The organism is Microbulbifer sp. YPW1, from assembly GCF_013367775.1.
In the GTDB taxonomy this organism is placed as follows: domain Bacteria; phylum Pseudomonadota; class Gammaproteobacteria; order Pseudomonadales; family Cellvibrionaceae; genus Microbulbifer.
In genome coordinates this window covers 3,979,758-3,997,586 of the sequence record NZ_CP055157.1, presented here as the reverse complement: position 1 = coordinate 3,997,586, position 17,829 = coordinate 3,979,758, and the positions used below count along the sequence as shown (strand labels likewise).

Annotated in this window: 18 protein-coding genes and 1 tRNA gene; 6 read left to right on the top strand and 13 right to left on the bottom strand. The window is 58.2% G+C overall.

Annotated elements, in window-relative coordinates:
• A complete protein-coding gene (locus HUW35_RS16235; protein WP_181253258.1) occupies positions 1-945 on the top strand; it encodes an AEC family transporter in 945 nt (314 codons plus the stop codon).
• The gene (locus HUW35_RS16230; RefSeq protein ID WP_181253257.1) at positions 942-1,406 is read left to right on the top strand and encodes a DUF2489 domain-containing protein; all 465 of its coding nucleotides are present in this window, start codon (positions 942-944) and stop codon (positions 1,404-1,406) included. The genes HUW35_RS16235 and HUW35_RS16230 overlap by 4 nt, the downstream gene beginning before the upstream one ends.
• A gap of 9 nt (positions 1,407-1,415) precedes the next feature.
• Here HUW35_RS16230 and trmA read toward each other — a convergent pair whose 3' ends face one another.
• Positions 1,416-2,504, bottom strand: coding sequence for a tRNA (uridine(54)-C5)-methyltransferase TrmA (gene trmA, locus HUW35_RS16225; RefSeq protein ID WP_181253256.1), 1,089 nt, complete (start codon positions 2,502-2,504; stop codon positions 1,416-1,418).
• Between the two features lie 125 nt (positions 2,505-2,629).
• Between trmA and HUW35_RS16220 the strand changes: the two genes are divergently transcribed.
• The gene (locus tag HUW35_RS16220) at positions 2,630-3,037 is read left to right on the top strand and encodes a secondary thiamine-phosphate synthase enzyme YjbQ (protein ID WP_181253255.1); all 408 of its coding nucleotides are present in this window, start codon (positions 2,630-2,632) and stop codon (positions 3,035-3,037) included.
• Positions 3,038-3,060: 23 nt separating this feature from the next.
• Here HUW35_RS16220 and ccoG read toward each other — a convergent pair whose 3' ends face one another.
• The gene (gene ccoG / locus HUW35_RS16215; protein ID WP_181253254.1) at positions 3,061-4,419 is read right to left on the bottom strand and encodes a cytochrome c oxidase accessory protein CcoG; all 1,359 of its coding nucleotides are present in this window, start codon (positions 4,417-4,419) and stop codon (positions 3,061-3,063) included.
• A gap of 135 nt (positions 4,420-4,554) precedes the next feature.
• Between ccoG and HUW35_RS16210 the strand changes: the two genes are divergently transcribed.
• Positions 4,555-5,979, top strand: a complete 1,425-nt coding sequence (locus tag HUW35_RS16210; RefSeq protein ID WP_181253253.1) for a PLP-dependent aminotransferase family protein — start codon at positions 4,555-4,557, stop codon at positions 5,977-5,979.
• A 39-nt stretch (positions 5,980-6,018) separates the two neighbouring features.
• On the opposite strand, the gene HUW35_RS16205 is transcribed toward HUW35_RS16210, so the two are convergent.
• The 5 genes from HUW35_RS16205 to HUW35_RS16185 form a co-directional block, all read right to left on the bottom strand.
• Positions 6,019-6,354 carry a TusE/DsrC/DsvC family sulfur relay protein gene (locus tag HUW35_RS16205; protein WP_181253252.1) on the bottom strand — a complete coding sequence of 112 codons (336 nt, stop codon included), beginning with the start codon at positions 6,352-6,354 and terminating at the stop codon, positions 6,019-6,021.
• 7 nt (positions 6,355-6,361) lie between these two features.
• Positions 6,362-6,643: a sulfurtransferase complex subunit TusB gene (gene tusB / locus HUW35_RS16200; RefSeq protein ID WP_181253251.1), complete on the bottom strand. Its 282-nt coding sequence runs from the start codon at positions 6,641-6,643 to the stop codon at positions 6,362-6,364.
• A 1-nt stretch (position 6,644) separates the two neighbouring features.
• Positions 6,645-7,010, bottom strand: a complete 366-nt coding sequence (gene tusC / locus HUW35_RS16195; protein ID WP_181253250.1) for a sulfurtransferase complex subunit TusC — start codon at positions 7,008-7,010, stop codon at positions 6,645-6,647.
• Between the two features lie 3 nt (positions 7,011-7,013).
• The gene (tusD, locus tag HUW35_RS16190; RefSeq protein WP_181253249.1) at positions 7,014-7,406 is read right to left on the bottom strand and encodes a sulfurtransferase complex subunit TusD; all 393 of its coding nucleotides are present in this window, start codon (positions 7,404-7,406) and stop codon (positions 7,014-7,016) included.
• A gap of 69 nt (positions 7,407-7,475) precedes the next feature.
• Positions 7,476-8,156: a Bax inhibitor-1/YccA family protein gene (locus HUW35_RS16185; RefSeq protein ID WP_181253248.1), complete on the bottom strand. Its 681-nt coding sequence runs from the start codon at positions 8,154-8,156 to the stop codon at positions 7,476-7,478.
• Between the two features lie 132 nt (positions 8,157-8,288).
• Between HUW35_RS16185 and HUW35_RS16180 the strand changes: the two genes are divergently transcribed.
• Positions 8,289-8,822 carry a beta-lactamase hydrolase domain-containing protein gene (locus HUW35_RS16180; RefSeq protein ID WP_181253247.1) on the top strand — a complete coding sequence of 178 codons (534 nt, stop codon included), beginning with the start codon at positions 8,289-8,291 and terminating at the stop codon, positions 8,820-8,822.
• A 14-nt stretch (positions 8,823-8,836) separates the two neighbouring features.
• Here HUW35_RS16180 and HUW35_RS16175 read toward each other — a convergent pair whose 3' ends face one another.
• The 5 genes from HUW35_RS16175 to HUW35_RS16155 form a co-directional block, all read right to left on the bottom strand.
• On the bottom strand, positions 8,837-11,404 hold the full coding sequence (locus HUW35_RS16175; protein ID WP_181253246.1) for an endonuclease/exonuclease/phosphatase family protein: 2,568 nt from the start codon (positions 11,402-11,404) through the stop codon (positions 8,837-8,839).
• A gap of 36 nt (positions 11,405-11,440) precedes the next feature.
• Positions 11,441-12,730 (bottom strand): glycosyltransferase, encoded by a 1,290-nt coding sequence (locus tag HUW35_RS16170; RefSeq protein ID WP_181253245.1) that lies wholly within the window; start codon positions 12,728-12,730, stop codon positions 11,441-11,443.
• Entirely contained in the window at positions 12,727-14,970 is a 2,244-nt protein-coding gene (locus HUW35_RS16165) for a hypothetical protein (RefSeq protein ID WP_181253244.1), read from the bottom strand. Before HUW35_RS16165 ends, HUW35_RS16170 begins: the two co-directional genes overlap by 4 nt.
• Entirely contained in the window at positions 14,970-15,674 is a 705-nt protein-coding gene (locus HUW35_RS16160; RefSeq protein WP_255463349.1) for a TVP38/TMEM64 family protein, read from the bottom strand. The genes HUW35_RS16165 and HUW35_RS16160 overlap by 1 nt, the downstream gene beginning before the upstream one ends.
• Before the next feature lie 172 nt (positions 15,675-15,846).
• A complete protein-coding gene (locus tag HUW35_RS16155; RefSeq protein WP_181253243.1) occupies positions 15,847-17,127 on the bottom strand; it encodes an MgtC/SapB family protein in 1,281 nt (426 codons plus the stop codon).
• Positions 17,128-17,279: 152 nt separating this feature from the next.
• Between HUW35_RS16155 and HUW35_RS16150 the strand changes: the two genes are divergently transcribed.
• Complete coding sequence (locus HUW35_RS16150; protein WP_181253242.1) at positions 17,280-17,558, top strand: hypothetical protein; 279 nt, start codon at positions 17,280-17,282, stop codon at positions 17,556-17,558.
• 141 nt (positions 17,559-17,699) lie between these two features.
• Here HUW35_RS16150 and HUW35_RS16145 read toward each other — a convergent pair.
• Positions 17,700-17,787: transfer RNA gene (locus HUW35_RS16145), tRNA-Ser, on the bottom strand.
• Positions 17,788-17,829: the final 42 nt, after the last annotated feature.

The following is a 17,829-nucleotide window of genomic DNA, read 5'->3' as shown; positions in this document are numbered from 1 at the left end:
TTGGATACCATCGCCGCTACATTCTCCTTTGCGCTGTCGGTCACCGCGCCGATTTTCCTGACCCTGTTGGTGGGTTACGGGCTGGCGCGGGTCAACCTGCTGAGTGAATCCTTTGTCGACGACGCGTCCAAGCTGGTGTTTCTGGTGACGCTGCCGGCGCTGTTGTTTTTCAATATCTTCGGATCCGATGCCCGCCTGGGGGATGAGTGGCCGTTGTTACTGGCGGGGTTGATCGGTACCGTATTGACGGTGCCACTGGCCTGGCTGGCGGCACGGCCGCTGGAGCACGGCGACCGCAGTGCGTTTATCCAGGGCGCCTTTCGCGGCAATCTCGGCATTATCGGCCTGGCCTGGGCGGCAAATGCTTACGGTCCGTCCGGGCTGGCGCAGGCAGCGCTGTTGATGGCAGTAATCACCATTTTCTACAACATTGCCGCGGTGGCATTGTTTGCCGTGTACAGCCAGAAAGCGAAGTTCAGCTGGAAAAAACTGGGCAAGGATATTCTGCGCAACCCGCTGATTGTGGCCATTGTGTTGGCGCTGGTAGCGAAAGCTGTGGGCCTCAGGTTGCCGGAAATGATCGTACAGACAGGCGACTACCTGGCTTCGGTAACGCTGCCGCTGGCGCTGTTGTGCATCGGCGCGAGCCTTGACCTGAGTATGCTGCGGCGCAGTTCCTTCGGCGCATTTGCGGCCAGTGCGTTCAAGTTGTTGATCGTGCCGGTGGTGCTGGTCGGGGTAGGGCTGTTGTTCCAGCTCAATGGTCAGGCGCTGGCGATCCTGCTGCTGCTCGCGGCCGCGCCAACGGCCTCGGCGTCATTTATCATGGCCCGCGCGCTCGGCGGTAACAGCCAGCTGGCGGCCAATATTATTGCGATCAGTACATTGTTTTCTATTGTTACCGCGAGCCTCGGGCTGGCGTTGTTGAAGGTGTATCTCCCATGACTGAAGTACCCGTATGGATACTGGTAATTGCCGGTTTGATTATCTTTGTGCTTTCCGCAGTAGCGACCTACTACTGCCTGGAACTGCGCAAGGCGCGCAAGCGCCAGGCGGAGCAGCTCGAGGAGCTGGCGGTAGCCGCGGAAGAACAGCGTGGCCGGGTGAATACCAGTATCCAGATTATCGCCAAGACGCTGCTGGATGAGGGGGTAGGGTTGACCGAAGCCTCTCTGCGAATCCGTGTATTGCTGGATTCCCTGCAAGTTGAGTCGTCGGTGAAGGAAGAGTTCGTGGCGTTTTACCAGGTGGCGGACAAGACCAGCCATATTCCGATCCTGGAAGACTGGAAAAAACTGTCGCGCAAGGAAAAGTTTGCGTTCGAAAAAGAAATGGCCCGGGTCGAGTCTGAGTACCGGGATTTTGCCCTGGACGCGGCCAAGCGGATTCTCGGCCGCAAATTCTGAGCGAGGGATTTACCGTCTGACCAGCAGCACCGCGGACTCGGTGTGGTCGGTGTAGGGGAACTGATCGAAAATCGCGAAGCGCTCCACCTTGTGGGTTTTGGTCAGTTCCTCCAGGTTTTCCAGCTGGGTCTGCGGGTTGCAGGAAATGTACAGGATACGCGGGAAACGCGCGATCATCGCACAGGTGTCCGCATCCAGTCCGGCTCGGGGTGGGTCGACCAGTACGGTCGAGAAATCGTAGCTGTCCAGATCGACGTCTTTCAGGCGGCGGAAAGGGCGCACCTTATCAATGGCCTGGGTGAACTCCTCACTCGACAGGCGCACGATATCCAGATTGTCCACGCCATTTGCCGCAATGTTTTCCTGTGCGGCGTTCACCGACACCTTGGAAATTTCTGTGGCCAGCACTTTACGGAACTTTTCTGCCAGCGGAATGGTGAAATTACCGTTGCCGCAATAGAGTTCGAGCAAGTCTCCTTCAGCATCTTCGCAGCAGCTTCTTGCCCAATGGATCATGGAGCCGCAGATGTCGCCGTTGGGCTGGGTGAAGCTGCCTTCCACCTGCTTGTACTGGTAGCTGCGCCCGTCGATTTCGAGTTTTTCGATCACGTAATCCCGTTCCAGCACCAGCTTCTGCTTGCGTGAGCGCCCGAGAATCGGCACACCCAGGTGATCCTGAAGGGCCCGCGCTTCCTGTTCCCAGGCCTCGTCCAGCGGCTTGTGGTAGATCAGGGTGATCAGCGCATCGCCGCTCAGGGTGGTGAGAAATTCGGTACAGAAAAGGCGCTTGCGCAGTATTTCGCTGTCGTTGATCGCCTCCAGCAGCGGCGGCATCAGCGCATTGATACGGCGGGAGCCGACGGTAAACTCCTGGATCACAAACGGCTTCTTGTACTCGCCCTGCTTGTACATGGCGTAATCCACGCGGCCGCCTTCCTGCCACATTTTGAATTCCGCGCGCAGGCGGTAGTGACTGGGTGGGGAGGGGAATACTTCCGGCGCCAGGCTGGTAAACGGCGAGAAGGCTCCGCGCAGGCGGTCCACCTTCTGGTCCAGTTGCTGCTGGTAGTCGTCAGTATTTACGCGGTGAAGAGCCATGTGCTGAGCCGTATCTGTTGCAGGGGTATGTGACTGAATTTCGGTGTACGATCGTCGGGGCGCGGATTATAGCGGATGCGGCCTCCAGATAAACGGTTGTGATTTGATGTGAGAGGAAGAGCGAAATGGCACTGGGAAAGCTGGAAATAGTAGTGAACGGGCAGGGATTGCACGAATTTACGGATGAGGTGAACCGCTGGCTGGCTGGTCAGAATCTCTTCGGTAGCGGGCTCTGCACCCTGTTTATCCAGCACACCTCTGCCAGTCTGCTGATTCAGGAAAATGCCGATCCCAGTGCGCGTCTCGATCTGGAGAACTGGCTGAACCGACTGGTCCCTGAGAATGACCCCCTGTACACCCACACCCTTGAGGGCCCCGATGATATGCCCGCACACATAAAAGCCTCCCTGACCGCCTGTAGCCTGGGTATTCCGATGGAAAATGGCCGCCTGCTGCTGGGAACCTGGCAGGGGATCTATTTGTGGGAGCACCGCCACCACCGGGGGAAGCGGCGGGTGATCGTACAGGCCTAAAGTAACCGAAGGTTTCGCTCCGGCTAGAAAGACCGGGCGAGAAAAGTGGTTGTTTTCGCCGAGGACACGTCGCCACTGGCGAAATTGAAGGTGAATTCCCGCTTGGCTGGCCCTGGATCTCGGAGGCAAACACGGTATGGCAGCCAGCTGGCATTGTTCTCCAAAAGGTCAATTTGACGTGCACCGAACAGTTCCGACTGGCCGGCCCCGGAAATTGAGACCTCAACAAAGCGCTGCTCTTCGCTGTAGCCTTCAACTTTGACCCGGTAATGGTTGCACACGGTCTGTCGATCCAGCCGTGTAAACAGCGCGTCACGATCGCGCCGGATCTCCACCAGCAGACGGGTTGTGTCGGTGAACCCGTAGAGGACGCTGGCCATCGCACAGAGCGTCACCGCGCCGTACCCCGCCAGCCGGGGACGTATCAGCTGGCTTCTTTTTCCCGTCAGCTGCGCTTCCGAAGCGAAACGGATCAGCCCTTTGGGGCGATCCAGTTTCTGCATGACCTTGTCGCACGCATCAATACAGGCACCGCAATCGATGCACGCAGCCTGCAAGCCTTCCCGAATATCTATGCCCGCCGGGCATACCTGAACACAGAGCCCGCAATCCACACAATCACCGCGTTGTGTATCAGCTTTGCGTAGATTTGCGCGGGGTTCTCCGCGCTGGACATCGTAGGTGACCGTTCGGGTATCGCGGTCAAACATGACGCTCTGGAAGCGTGCGTACGGGCACGCGTGCAGGCAGATCTTTTCGCGTACCAGCCCGGCATTGGCGTACGTCAGGCCAGCCATCGTGAGTATCCAGCCAGCGGTCGCCGTCGAGAGCTGGAGTTGCACGCTGTCTGCAAAGATTTCGCGAACCGGGATGAAATACCCGGTAAAGGTAACGGCGGTCGCGAGAGCGAGCAGTATCCACAAGGCGTGCTTGGCGATCCGTCGCGCCAAGCGATAACGGGTAAAAGGCGTGCCGGCTTCGCGGGCCCTCCGGTTCGCCTTGCCCTCGGTCAAATCTTCAATGCGGATAAATATCCAGGTCCAGATGCTTTGCGGGCAGGCAAAACCACACCAGACCCGGCCCCAGGCGACGGCAATAAAAAACAGCAAACTGGCACTGGCAATCAGCAAACCGGCAAGCAGCGGCAGATCTCGCCAGGAAAAGGCGCTGCCGAACAGGACAATGCGGCGCTGCTCGAATGAAAACAGTAACCACGGCTCACCGTCGAACTGCACCCAAACCAATCCGAAAAAGAGGGCGAGTAATGGCCAGCTGGTCAATCGGCGCAAATTCTGGAAGCGGCCCTCGGTAAGCCGGACGTGGAATTTTCCATCCGGGTTAGGCAAAGGGGTGTAGTCCTGTACCGCAGGAATTTTTTCCATAGTGACTGATCCGCTAGAAGTCTGATGGGCGGCAATGTACTTGGAAGTGGCAAGTAGGGTCAGGGGTAAAAAAAATAAATATAATGGGTACAGATATGAATTTGGGCCTGTCGAGGCCTGCAGGGGAGTAGCAACTTGTCGGACGCTTATCGTTATCAGGCACTGGAATCCTGGCTGGAACGCGGCATCAGGGAGCTGCGCTGGCGTGAGGGCGAGCGTCTGCCTTCGATTCGAACGCTTTGCCGTGAGCGGGGCCTTTCCAAGGCAACGGTACAACACGCGTTACAGCGCCTTGAAGTGCGCGGACTGGTGGAGGCTCGTCCCAAGGCTGGCTACTTTGTCTCCGTCCGTTCGTCCGGCTTTGGGCAACCGCTGAGCCGGGCGCGCATCGAGGCCCCACGACCGGTCTCTGTCAGTGACCTGCTGCTGGACATCATGGGAAGAAGCGCGGCCTTCGACCTGCTGCCTGAACTGCGCTGCGGCGCCCTTCCGCCGGGCATCGTTGCCCTGAACCGTGCAATCGGGCGGGCGTTAAGGCGCCCGGCACAGGGCAGCTTTCAATATTACGATGAGCCTGCAGGTGACCCGGGTCTGCGCGCGCAACTGGCATTGCACTTTTCCCGGCGCGGCTGGCGGGTGGAGCCCGAGCGATTGTGTATCACCTCCGGTTGCCAGAACGCGCTATTTCTTGCACTGATGGCGAGTTGCAAGCGCGCTGACGTCGTTGCCGTCGAATCTCCCGGTTTCTACGGCGTGATGCAACTGATCGAGCACCTTGAGTTGCAGGTAATCGAGGTCCCCACCGGGAATAATAATTCGGGGATGGATATTGACGCGCTCGAGGAGGTGCTCAAACGCTGGAAGGTGCGTGCCTGTATTGTTTCCCCTGCCTTCGCGACACCCGGCGGTACCTTGATGCCTGAATCTCCCAAGCGGCGCCTGCTTTCTCTTGCGGATCAATACGATCTGGCCGTCATTGAAGACGATATTTATGCGGATACGGCATTCGGTCCGGTTCCCGACCCGCTCAAGGCTCTGGATGATGAGGGCAGGGTGATTCTCTGCAGCTCATTCTCCAAGAGCCTTTCGCGGGATTTGAGGCTGGGATGGATTTCCGGGGGGCGTTGGCACGAGCGAATTCTTCAGCTCAAACTGGTGACCCAGTTGGCCAGCAGTCGCTCTTTGCAGCAGGGCGTTGCCGAATTTATGGCCGATGGCGGTTACGCAGCGCATTTGCGCCGTCAGCGTATCGGTTTGCGAGAACAACGGGACCAACTTGTCGCCATGCTGGGTCGCTGGCCTGGTCTGGTCCGCGTCGGTGTGCCCCAGGGCGGGCTGGCCGTCTGGGCGGAACTGCCTTCTACCGTGGATACGCTCGAGGTATATCCGAAAGCCTTGGAGCAGGGCGTTGTAATCACGCCCGGACCTCTGTTTTCGGCGTCGGGCCAGTTCAGGAATTGCCTGCGCATCAGCTTTGCACATATCTGGAATGATGCGCGCAGAGATGCGCTGGCTTTATTGCCGGGCGTGCTTGGATTACAAGGCGGCAATAGCCGATAGCCAGTAATCCGCGACCAGTGCGTAGGCCGAAACCTATCCTCAGAGACAGTTGGTTGGCTTCGGCAGCCCAGCAATCTTGCTGCCGATCTTGGCGGGGCTAGGGGGAAACAATTGCATCAGGAAAATACTGCGGCCTTTGTCTGGCCCCAATTGCTGGCCAACGTACTTGACCAGTGGGCGCATGGCCGGCGACAGCTCAAATTCTCTGTAGAATTGCTGCAGTATGCGGATGACATCCCAGTGGTCATCGGTGAGTTCGATACCTTCCTGAACCGCGAGGGCTCTGGCGACCTCGGGGCTCCAGTCTTCCAGGTTGCGAAGGAACCCCTCTTTGTCCAATGGAATTTCACGGCCTTCAATTACAAAACTGTTCATTGTCGTGTCACCGGAACCAGCTGACGATCGGGTTGTGTTCAGTGCAAAGGGAAACCCAGCGTGTCTCGTCGATGGCTTCTATTGCCGGGTCAACCGGTATTCCGCGTGCGACCGCATCTGGCTGTAAGCAGTACACCGATTTGCCCTTCAGCTGTGTGAGCGTCGGACCATTGGCTGCGTAGACGGCGTCTTCAATGAGCAGCAGCGCATCACCGTCAGTGAAGGCGGCGAGACAGTCATTGAGGGCGCTCCCGGAAAAGGGGGACTGGCTAACGATATGCAGAGTCATTTCAAAAGCTCAAAACCTGATCGAAGCCGGCGATATAGGGGCCTGGATTGTCCAGCAACGCAAGCTCGGCACCGGGTATATCTACGTTATCGAGTGAGATGCCGCGCGCTTCCAGGCTCTGGCGGCACACGTGTAGTGTTTCCACACCGAACATTGGCAAAGCCTGCAGGTTCCTGCGCAGGTTCTTCTCGCCAATGGCTTTCGGGTTCTGCTCCAGCAGCTGCAAGACGCCGTCGTTAATGAACAGCACTTCGGGAACCTGATCCATCGCGGCACAGGCGAGGATGGCTTCCAGACCTTCACGGGCGGTCGTGTTGCCATAAGGCGCGTGACGGCACAGTGCCAGTAGCGTTTTATCTTGTGCCATGGGTCAGCCTCCAAACGTCACGATACGGTCGCTGACCGCGGCGGCTTCGGCGAGCTGGCCAAGACCAGCCAGCTCAAATCCATCGGCCAGGTTACCGGAGGGTTTTTCCAGGCGGGATGCTTCACTGGCGCTCAGCACGCCGCGACGCTGGGCGGCGGCGATGCAGATGGTCAGGTCCAGGTCGTGCGCGATTTTTAAATCCTGCCACTGGGACAGCAGGTCCTGCTCATCCTGTGGTGGCGCCGCCAACGCACTGCCGTTATGTACGCCATCGCCGTAAAAGAATACCCGGTAGATACCGTGTCCGGAGGCAAGTGCAGCGCGTGCGAAGCGCAGCGCGGTGTTAGCACCTTCGGAAGCATGGGGTGCGCCGTAGACGACGAGAGTGAATTGCATGTTTGGGCGTTACCGATAAAAAAATGCCCCGCGGAGCGGGGCACTGTGTGAACTTGCTCAGCGGGCTGATCAGTCGTCGGAAGCGAAACCGAAGATGTGCAGCAGGCTGGTGAACAGGTTCAGGATGTTCAGGTACAGGGAGGTGGTGGCCATGATGTAGTTGGTCTCACCGCCATTTACGATGCGGCTGGTGTCATACAGGATGAAACCGGAGAACAGCAGGGCAATCACACCGCTCAGGGCAACGCTGGCCAGCGGCAGGTGAACACCGAAGAAGCTGGCGATCATCAGGCCGAGGGCGCATACCAGTACCGCGATCAGGCCCACGAACAGGAAGCCGCCCATGAAGCTGAAGTCTTTGCGGGTAGTCAGCACATAGGCAGACAGTGCGAAGAAGATCAGCGCAGTGGTACCCAGCGCCTGCATGACGATCTGGCCACCGCCGGCCAGGCCGACATAGTGGTTGAGCATCGGGCCGAGCGAGGCGCCCAGCAGGCCGGTGAATGCGAATACAACGCCTACACCGGATGCAGAGTTGGCGGTACGTGGCAGAACAAACCAGACCAGGACAATGGCTGCGATGGAGCAGATCAGGCTCATACCGCGGCCCATGCCGATAGCCATGGATACACCAGCAGTGACTGCGCTGAATAGAACAGTCATTGCCAGCAGAGCGTAAGTGTTGCGCAATACTTTGGCGGACTCCGAGCGGTCCAGCGCTCCAGAGTGTGTATAGACTTCGGGCTGCATTAGCGTCTCCTGCTAGTGAATATAAAATCTCTCGGGATCATATAGCCAGCGCATTAGACCTTCAAGTAGGCACTGGGTTCGACGATCTTCAAATAGTTGGGGCAAAATAGCGCACAAACAGGAGTACTGAAAATGAAATTGCTTGAAACGCTGTTCGCACTGTCTTTGGTGGCTGTCGCGGCCACTGTACCAATGACAATGGCGGAGACGGACTCCGCACAGGTGCCCTTTGGTGACAATATGGGGGCGGAAGTCATGAATTACAATCGCATGCGCCCGTATTTGGCCACTGGAGGCAGTATAGATCTTGCGCAGGTGGAATCCCTGAAGCGCAAGGGCTTTCGCACCATTATCGACTTGCGCACCCCGGAAGAGGGCACCGAGGAGGAGCGTGTGGCGGTAGAGGGCGCGGGAATGACCTACGTGAACCTGCCCATCGACAAAGGGGTGCCCAGTGACGCCCAGATTGCCCGCCTGGGAGAAATTCTCGCAGATGGGGACGCCGCACCCCTGCTTCTCCATTGTGGCAGTGGCAACCGGGCCGGAGCGGTCTGGGCCATTTACCGGGCCCGCAATGGCATACCGCTGGAGATTGCGATTGAGGAAGGGCGTACCGCCGGCATGCGTGCATCCCGCGAGGAGCAGGTCCGCTCCCTGTTCCAGTAGGAGTGCGGCCTGCGTCAGGGGGATGCCTTGCTGTCGCGGATTTTTACCGGAACTCTCAGGTCGACGATCAGCGGCAGGTGGTCTGATGCCAGTCGGGTGAGTTCGCTGCGGGGAACCAGGATACCGTTCACTGCGAGCTCACCGTCGGCAAACACATAGTCGATGCGGGCCTTTGGCAGGCGGCTGAAAAAGGTGCCCTTGGGTTTGTGACCGGGCAGTTGCAGCTGCACATCGTCGAGTACGCAGGTGATGCGTTTGATTTCCGCGGAATTGGGCAGGGCATTGAAGTCTCCCATCAGAATGCGCGGCCGCGAGCAGTTTGGATTGCCCATCCAGCCCGTGCCGAGCAAGGCGTCCACCTGCCGCAGCCGCTCTCCCTTGCTCAACCCCAAATGGGTATTGAACAGCTGCACCGGCGTGCCGTGAAAATCCAGTTCCATCCACAGTGCGCCGCGAGGTTCTGCGCGCCCGTAGTGGATCGAGCGTTCTGCCGGCCCGGGCAGGATATCCTTGCGCACCAGCCTCAGTGGGTGGGGTGACATGATTGCGTCCCCATAGCGCTCGTCTTCCATATGCATGGCCGGTTGAAAGTGGCAGTCCATGGACAGCATTTGTGAGATCTGGTGCGCCTGATCAATGCCCCCGGTACGCTTTCTGCGTACGTCCACTTCCTGCAGTGCCACTACATCCGGTGAGTAACGGGCAATCACCCGGGCGATGCGCTCAGGGGAAAGCTTGCCATCCATTCCCTTGCAGATATGTACGTTGTAGGTCATCACCCGAAGGTTTTTACTGGCACTTAACGGTGCGTACGTCGCTGACGTTTCTTCACGGTCGTGGCGTTTTGGCTCTGCGGGTAGGGGACTTTCCGTGCTTGTTGCAGTGGCTCCGACGCTGACCGCCGGTGGTGATTTGAGCTCTTGTGCCGGTTGCGCCTTGAGGAAAGCCAGTGCCGCGTTGCGGATATCCTTGGGGCGCCAGTGGCCCAGTCCGTTTTCGGGAAAATGAATATCCCCGGGCATCAGCGCAAATGCGTGGGTCTCGTTCGGGCCAGCGCCACCATGGCTGCCGCTTTCAATCGCGAAGCTGATACTTTCATGGCCCGCGCACCAACCACTGACCACGAAATCGCCGGCATCGGGATGCCGGCACAGGTTGGCCAGATCCTCGACCGCTTCCTCCGCGAAAGGGTGCTCGCTGCCCATTACCTTGTGGCCATCCTCCGGTAGTGAGATGGCGCCATGTCGCCACCAACCGCGCACCTTGGTAACTGGTTCGCCGTCGGGCCCCGTCTCGGTGGTGGACTTGTCTTCGTACAGCACCATGGGCGCATGGGTTTTCTCAACGAGTAGCCGGGCTATTTCGGCGGCTGGCGTACCCTGGCAGTGAATGTTGTAAAGCAGTGCCAGCGGTCCCATGGCAGAGAGTGCCATCGGCGCCTTGCCTTCGACGCGCTCGTCCGGATCCTCGATGGGAAACAGCTTCTGCACCCATTGGCCACCGAACAGTCGCACCCGCTGTAGCTGAACACCGCGATCGCTACTGGAGACGTAGCCGCTGGGATTTTGTGGCAGGTCGGACAGAGCCTTGCTGACGGCGTCGGCAAAGCTGCGTCCGTGCAGAGTTTCGTAGGGGATGCTGTCTTCCTGCCCGTGGTCGGAATAAATCCAGACGTCGTAGTGTCTGCGGGAAGAGCGGTGTGCGGCGCGCCAGATACGGGCAATGGCGTCGTCGATGCCCTTGAGTGTCCAGTGGGCGAATTTGGAGCTGGGTCCGCGCCGGTGGGATTGCTCGTCGTAGCCCAGCAGGTTGATATAGATCACCGGCAGTCCGCGGGCGATATCAATTTTCACGCCCACGGTAGAGAGCTCCCGCATCAGAATCGTGATGGCGATTCGGGTGGGGATGAACATCAGTTCGCGCAGGAAGTCCTCGCCATCGGTGAGCCCGCGAAAAAAATCCACCACCGAAAGCACCAGCTCGAGAAGCAGCAGTGCGCCGGTACGGATCAGGCTCCACAGGTTGGCAAGTAACAGGACGATTAGGGCCAGCGGCCCGGCTTCTTTCAGGGAGGGTCCCCAGCCAGTGGAAGCGGGGCAGAAGTGCGCCTCGTCATTTTCGGCACCGGCACGGAACACACTCACATAACAGCTGCCCTGTTTCAGCAACGGCTCATGGCCCGCATCGCTGAGTTTTTTTTCCACCATGTTGGCGGCATTGGATTCGTACATCCGCAGCATTTCCTGGGATTCGGTAGACATGAAGCCGAATGCCGGGACCGCCGCTTTTACCCCGTAAAAAATCTCCGCCTGTACTGCGGGAGTGGTTGCGGGTACTCCCGAGTACATATGATCCAGGTGGTAGTGCTCGCGCTCGATAAGCTTTTTCAGAAACGGCATTTTCCCGTCCGCCAGCGCCTTGTCGAGCTGGGGGCGAGCGAGGCCGTCAATCTGGATGAGTACCAGTGCCGGGGCATCCGGATCCCGTTCATTGATCTGTAACTTGAGCATCCGCGCCAGCCACTCGCTGCGGCTGATCCGGCGTCGCCAGCGGCGCAGGGTGCTCTCGATACGGGTCATCATGGGGAGCAGTCCAATTCCATTCCGGGGTTGTCGGTGTTATTGCAGGTGGCTTTTGCCGGAGTGATCCGGATCCAGCGCGGCGCTGGCGGCGCCTGTGACACCTTCGATGATTTCCCACTGTGCACCGATCATGTTGCGCAGGCGCATCCATTGGGCGTACAGGGAGTCGTCCAGCGGCCAGTGCTGGTGGACCAGCGTTTGATAGTGATTGAGTGCAGCCGAGGCGCAGTTTTCCATAGAGAAACGTTCTGCAGTGTCACGCGCGGCCTGGCAGAGCTGCTGGTACTCCGCTTTGGTGAGATCGTGTACCCACTGAAGGCCACCGATCAGTTCGCGCGTGCTGTGCTGGAGGATCAGGCGGCCGTTGATCCGGTCCTCGACGACTTCGCGGCACCCACTGGCATCCAGCGCCACTACCGGTACCCCTGCAGCCATGGCTTCGGTCAGCACCATTCCCTGGGTTTCGCTGGTGGATGCAAAGCCGAAGACATCCATGGCACTGTAGGCATCGCTCTGTGGCTGACCCTGCAGGGTGCCAGTCAGATGCAGTCTGTGACCCAGCCCATGCTCATCAAACAGGTTTCGTATCTGGTCCTGGATGGGACCGGTGCCGACCACCAGAAAATGGATGTTGTCATTGCGCTTCATCACCTCGAGTACCGCTTCGGATAAAAATCCGAGGTTCTTTTCTTCCGCAAGACGGCCCAGGTGACCGATGACAAATGCCTTTTCGGGAATGCCGTATTGTTCGCGCGCGACCCTGCCATTGCCGTGCTGGTAGTCTTCGAGTTTTACCCCGGTAGGTACGACCTGAATCGGGGATTTGACGCCGCGTTCCCGCAGCAGGTTCGCCACGCTCTCACTGGGCGCGAATACCATGCTGGCAAGGTTGCCGTAGCGGGTAGCCAGTTCAATTACAAAGCGTCGCAGCGCTTCCGAGTCTGCCGGAACATAGTGGGTATAACGCTCGTAAAGGGTGTGATGGGTAAAAATTAGTGGTAATTCGCGGCTGCGCGCGATGCGCAGGGCAGTCATTCCCAGCAGAAAGGGGTGGTGAGAGTGCACCAGGTCCGGCTCGAAAAAGTCCAGCCGCTCGGTTAGCTCGCCGGAGAGGGGCAGGGCGACGGAAAAGTCACTGCCGTTAAAATTTTGAATCGCGGGGATGCGCACCACGTCTTTTTCGTTGGCAATTTTCTCGGAAAATTCCGGCGCTACCACCAGCACATGGTGCCCGCGCTTGCGGTATTCATCGCAGAACGCCTTCACAGACCGCGCCACACCGCCCACATGAGGCAGGTAGGTGTTGGTGAGCATCACTATGTTCACTTGGGTTGCAGCTCCAACATCTCAACGCCGGGTTCGACAACCACCGGCTGGTAACCGAATGCGCGAACTTCAATTGGCGGGGCTTCGTCGTGCCACTTGCCAGACCAGGAGATACGCGGCTTGTCTCCCGGCGTGATTTCAATGGAAATGGTTCCGAAATATGTCGGCGCAGGTCCAAAGCGGATGGGCTTTTGTGCAGAGCTATCGCTCAGCCATTCCGCCGGTAGGCCAGAGGCAAGTATCAACGTGTCGCCTTCCTCTCGGACAAAACAATTGCGTTGCATGGTCACCCATTCTGCAGCGGCCCAGGCGTGTTGGCCATCCCCCATGCAGCCGCCGAAAGAGTGCGGGTGAATCGCTTCGGGCCACTGTCCGGTGGGGGATGCGAGCTTGGCCACATTGCGCATCAGATCAATACAGCGCGGATCGCCCGCACGCAGTAGTACCTGAGCGACATGAATGGTGAGGTAGGCATTGATACCTGAGTGGATCATATCCTGGAAAAACCCCCCGGACACGAAGCAGTTCTCCATCAGGAATTCCACCAGGTCGAGCAGGCGCGGGTCGTTTTCAGGATAGAGTTTGAGTGGATAGCCAGCGGCAATCGAACCGATGGCGCCGGCGTCGAGCCTGCGCTTGGGAGAGGCGGGCATTGCCGGTCGGTCCAGCCGCGCGGCACATTTCTGCAGGGCGTCGTCGACGGTCAACATAAAATCGTCGGCGTGATGCTGGAATGTCTCCGCGTCCTGGGTATGTCCCTCTCGGTTGCAGATGGCTACCGCGGAAAGCTGCCCCGCAATACCCCAGAAATCGTCCCAGAAATAGCAGTCGTTAGGGCCGAGGTGCTCAGCGCTGAACCCGGCCGGCAGCAGGCCACCGGTAAGGCTGCCATCTTTGGGTTGGCGCTTGTTGTGAATCCAGTGTGTGCCACGCAATACCGGGTCGAGCCATTCCGGCTTCAGTTTTGTGCCGGTAATTCGGCAGTACTGGTCGATAATCCACAACGCCTCACCGTTGGAATCCCACTCGCCGTCTTGCGAATGAAAATATCCGTTGCGTTTCTGGCGTGACGGAAAGCGCTCCAATGCACGTGCAGCACGGTCAAGTAGCCCTGCGTGTAACAGGGATTGGATCATGAAGGCCGCGTCGCGGAACCAGAAGCGTTTGTAGGTGTAGGGACCTGGATACACATCGTGGGGGGAGTGCAGAATCAGCGTGCGCACAGCAGCGTCGTAGAGGAACTGCATTTCCGTGTCCGGCACCGACATGGCGCAATGCTGGTCCAGATTCTGCTTCCAGCCTGCCGGTGCGTTGCCTTTCTTCAAAGGACATTGCTGGGGAATGGTAACCAGCGTGTCAACTGTCTCGCCGGGTTCGATACGGAACAGCGCGGCGGCGGTGGCCATGCCGACCTCACATTCCGCATGGTTTTCATTGCCCTCGTCACGCAGGTAGAGGGAGATATCGCCTTTGTGATAATCCGACGCGTGATGCCGGTCTACAGGGCGGTCGAACAGTATCTTGTGCTGCCCATCTACCAGCCATCGGTTGCGATCATTTCCCAGTGTCACCTTGTGTATGAAGGCGACCCCCTCGGGGTTGCAAGGCCGCAGCGCGACAACCAGCCAGCCACCGGTTTTGTGGTGGGCGCGCAGACGCATATGGCAATTGTTGTTGCGCTCGTCCAGTTCAGCCCAAACGCGGCTCTCTAGCTGTGCTCCCGATTTTTGCGATTCAGTTACTATCGCGACTCCGTCTTTCAGGTCCATCCGCTGGGTTATCTGATCGTGTTGCGATGGATAGAGGTCGCTGCCGTCATCGCCCACGATCCAGCTGTCGATAGACCAGCCGTCGTAGTGCGGCGTCAGTAGCCCGCGTGGATCCACGATCGGCATTTGCTCACTGCCGGGGATGCCGACTGCCGTCCAGTTGCGATGGCTCAGGTTGCAGTGGGTGATCGAGAACGCGCGGGGGATAAACGCCACATCCGCCGGGTCGAACTGGCGCTCAATCCAGTAGGGCCACACCCAGTCGAGGTTGTGCTGGATCACTTTGCTGTTCATCAGCGCGCGGGCGTGAAAAATTACCCCCGCGCGCAACAGTTCGATGGGTTCGCTGACTTCCGAAGGTTCCGCAAAGCGTTGCAGTCGGGCCATAACCGCAAGCGGATCCAAAAACCCGTGTGCGGTGGCAAACTTGCGCACGAAAAACCGCCAGGGAAGCCATTTCATCCAGGGCATCAGAGCTCTCCTTCGTCGATTTTTTGGTTAAGGGCGCGGCGTGCCATACGGGTCAGCCCGATAATCGCGATGATGGCCAGACAAAACCCCAGGCCGTACAGCGTCCACTCGGTGGGCGTGCGGGTACTGCGTTCTGTGCCGATGCTCGCCAAATCCGCGGCGATAGAGCCAACGTAGACGTTGTTCACTGTGATGGGGATGACGCCGATGAAGTTCCCGATACAAAAGTCGCGAAATTTGAGCGGCGTCAGCCCGAAAAAGTAATTGGAAAGCTTGAAGGGGAACAGAGGCACCATGCGCGTCAGCATGACCATGCGCCAGCCTTCATCACGCAGGATTTCGCCGAGATTGGCTGGTTTGATTTTTGACAGGAGCCACTCGGAAGCGCGCTTTCCGAGCAGGTAGCGTGAAATCAGGAAAGCGATCGCCGCGCCGAGCACGGTGCCGAGGACTACATAGACTGTGCCTTTCAACACGCCAAACACAAATCCTGCACCCATGGTAAAAACCACGCCGGGGAACAGGAACACAATCGCCAGAGCGATAACCAGAATGAACCAGACGCCCGCCTGCCAGCCCAGAGTGTCCATCCACTGCATCAACTCGATGAGGCGGTCATCCAGATCAAAATAGTGCAGGATCGTCAGTACCACACCGACGGTGGCGGTGCTGATAACAATCAACCAGATAGGTGAAAACTTCACGCCATATTGTTCCGCTGGGCCCGCTCATTTGATGGCCGGATTACACAATGCCATTTCGGGTCGATAAGTTTGTACTCCTTAAGCCTAGCCAACGGGGTGACGGGTGTGTCTACATAATCGTCTGTATATTCCCATCGGTAATAGCTGAACTGGCGCGATATTTTGAATTCCGCTATGTCCACAGCCAGAGTACAGCGAGGCCGGCGACAAACGGAATGGAAAACAGCGCCAATACCCCGCGCAACAATGGAAGCCCGCCGAGAAACCCTGCCGCACCCACCTTGAAAGCCAGATTGGCGAGGCTCGCAATCACCATCGCACGCCAGGCCGTATCTACCGGCATTGCGCCCGCGCTGGCGAGATTGGCAGAGGACAGGGTAATCGCATCCACATCGGTAAACCCCGAGATCAGTGCCACTACGTAGATACCGCGGTTGCCGAAATACTCTTTGCTCGCGGCGATCGCCAGCAATATCAGTGCATACAGCGCGCCAAAAATCAGTGCCGGTTTCAGTTCCGCGGGGTTGCCCGGTTCCGGCATAGTGTTTTCGCGGTGCTGAATACGAATGAATGCAAAGCCGCACACACACAGGCTGATGGCAAACAGCAGCGCGAGCGGTGGCAGGAAGGCGGCAAACTGGCGTGGGGCAACCACGGCGATTTCCACGAACATACGGATAAACATGCTGGTGGACGCGATCAGGATCACCAGTGCGGCGAGCGGCGTGGCCTTCTGCTGGGTTCGCGCAAGTCGGGCGTAGGTGACGGTAGTGGCCGTCGAAGAGATCAGCCCGCCAATCAATCCACTCACGAGAGTGCCGGCCCTGGCGCCGACGATCTTGTACACCGCATACCCGCCCAGGCCGATGCCCACAATAAGCACCACAAGTAGCCAGATGGCGAAAGGGTTCAGAACGTCATAGGGGCCGAAGGTACGGTTGGGCAATATGGGCAAGATGATCAGCGACAGCACGGCGAACTGCATGATCGAGCGGAGATCCTTGTCCGAGAGCTTTTTGACGAAGGCGTGCATACCCGGCTTGAAGTGCAGTAACACCGCGATAGTGCCGCCAATCATCACCGCAACGGTTTTGTCACCCAGTACGAGAAACGCGCCGAGCAGATAGACCAGCAAGGCGCTCACTTCCGTCGTGATACCGGTGTGGTCGTCGTTTCCGCGCAAACGGTCCAGATTGCCGAGCAGGATGAGTACGGTCATCGCAATCAGACCTGTCAGCATCAGCCAGCCCATGCCCGGGTTGCGGCTCAGGTCCGCGGTTAACGCTCCAAATAGCGCGATCAGGGGAAAGGTGCGGATACCGCCCATGCGGTCACTGGTGCGCTCGCGCTGCAGCCCGATTAGCAGGCCGAGGCCAAGCGCGACAGCAAACGACAGGATGCTATCAGTGTCGACCAGGGGCGGTGCATTGGGAATATCGGTTGGGCCATTCATTTCTCCCATGAGTATCGGTGGAAACTAGATAATGTTCCCCCCGGGGATGGTGGGAGTGACGTGAAAATTGGTGTGTTGGTATATGTGGGGTGTATTTCCTCACCCGGTTGACCGCGCTGTATACACTGAAATTTTATTCTGGGGGATATCCCATGCGCTTGATGATGCAAATCCTCATTCCTGTCGAAAAGGGCAACAACGCAGTTGCTGATGGAACCATGGCGGCAGCAATGAAGAAATTCTCCGACCTGGCGAAACCAGAAGCCGCCTATTTTTTTGTTTCCGAAGGAAAGCGCGCCGCAATTTTTATCTTCGACGAGAGCGACCAGGCAAAACTGGTTCAGTACAACGAGCCATTGTTTGCCGCACTGAATGCGGATGTCCGCATAACCCCTGTGTTGGTTGCTGATGAGCTGGAGGGGAATTTGTAACTGGAGGTGTGCAGGCCGCGTTAGCAACCTTGATCTAGACGCTCGGGAAAAGAAGGCGGCGATTGCCCCGGTTTGAACGGGGAGGATCTACATAACCCAACAGGCATAAAAAAGCCCGGCATAAAGCCGGGCTTTTTTGTATGGCGGTGGGGCAGGGATTTGAACCCTGGGACCTGTTACAGTCAACGGTTTTCAAGACCGCCGCTTTCGACCACTCAGCCACCCCACCAAATTGTGCTGCGCATTATACCGAGCTGTTTTGCAGGTACAA

What these genes read in the sequence shown, in the direction of transcription:
- HUW35_RS16205 (WP_181253252.1), bottom strand. Translation starts at nt 6,354, where the DNA reads ATGAACAGTTTTGTAATTGAAGGCCGTGAAATTCCATTGGACAAAGAG.
- tusD (WP_181253249.1), bottom strand. Translation starts at nt 7,406, where the DNA reads ATGCAATTCACTCTCGTCGTCTACGGCGCACCCCATGCTTCCGAAGGT.
- HUW35_RS16185 (WP_181253248.1), bottom strand. Translation starts at nt 8,156, where the DNA reads ATGCAGCCCGAAGTCTATACACACTCTGGAGCGCTGGACCGCTCGGAG.
- trmA (WP_181253256.1), bottom strand. Translation starts at nt 2,504, where the DNA reads ATGGCTCTTCACCGCGTAAATACTGACGACTACCAGCAGCAACTGGAC.
- HUW35_RS16175 (WP_181253246.1), bottom strand. Translation starts at nt 11,404, where the DNA reads ATGATGACCCGTATCGAGAGCACCCTGCGCCGCTGGCGACGCCGGATC.
- HUW35_RS16165 (WP_181253244.1), bottom strand. Translation starts at nt 14,970, where the DNA reads ATGCCCTGGATGAAATGGCTTCCCTGGCGGTTTTTCGTGCGCAAGTTT.
- tusB (WP_181253251.1), bottom strand. Translation starts at nt 6,643, where the DNA reads ATGACTCTGCATATCGTTAGCCAGTCCCCCTTTTCCGGGAGCGCCCTC.
- tusC (WP_181253250.1), bottom strand. Translation starts at nt 7,010, where the DNA reads ATGGCACAAGATAAAACGCTACTGGCACTGTGCCGTCACGCGCCTTAT.
- HUW35_RS16220 (WP_181253255.1), top strand. Translation starts at nt 2,630, where the DNA reads ATGGCACTGGGAAAGCTGGAAATAGTAGTGAACGGGCAGGGATTGCAC.
- HUW35_RS16150 (WP_181253242.1), top strand. Translation starts at nt 17,280, where the DNA reads ATGCGCTTGATGATGCAAATCCTCATTCCTGTCGAAAAGGGCAACAAC.
- ccoG (WP_181253254.1), bottom strand. Translation starts at nt 4,419, where the DNA reads ATGGAAAAAATTCCTGCGGTACAGGACTACACCCCTTTGCCTAACCCG.
- HUW35_RS16230 (WP_181253257.1), top strand. Translation starts at nt 942, where the DNA reads ATGACTGAAGTACCCGTATGGATACTGGTAATTGCCGGTTTGATTATC.
- HUW35_RS16155 (WP_181253243.1), bottom strand. Translation starts at nt 17,127, where the DNA reads ATGAATGGCCCAACCGATATTCCCAATGCACCGCCCCTGGTCGACACT.
- HUW35_RS16180 (WP_181253247.1), top strand. Translation starts at nt 8,289, where the DNA reads ATGAAATTGCTTGAAACGCTGTTCGCACTGTCTTTGGTGGCTGTCGCG.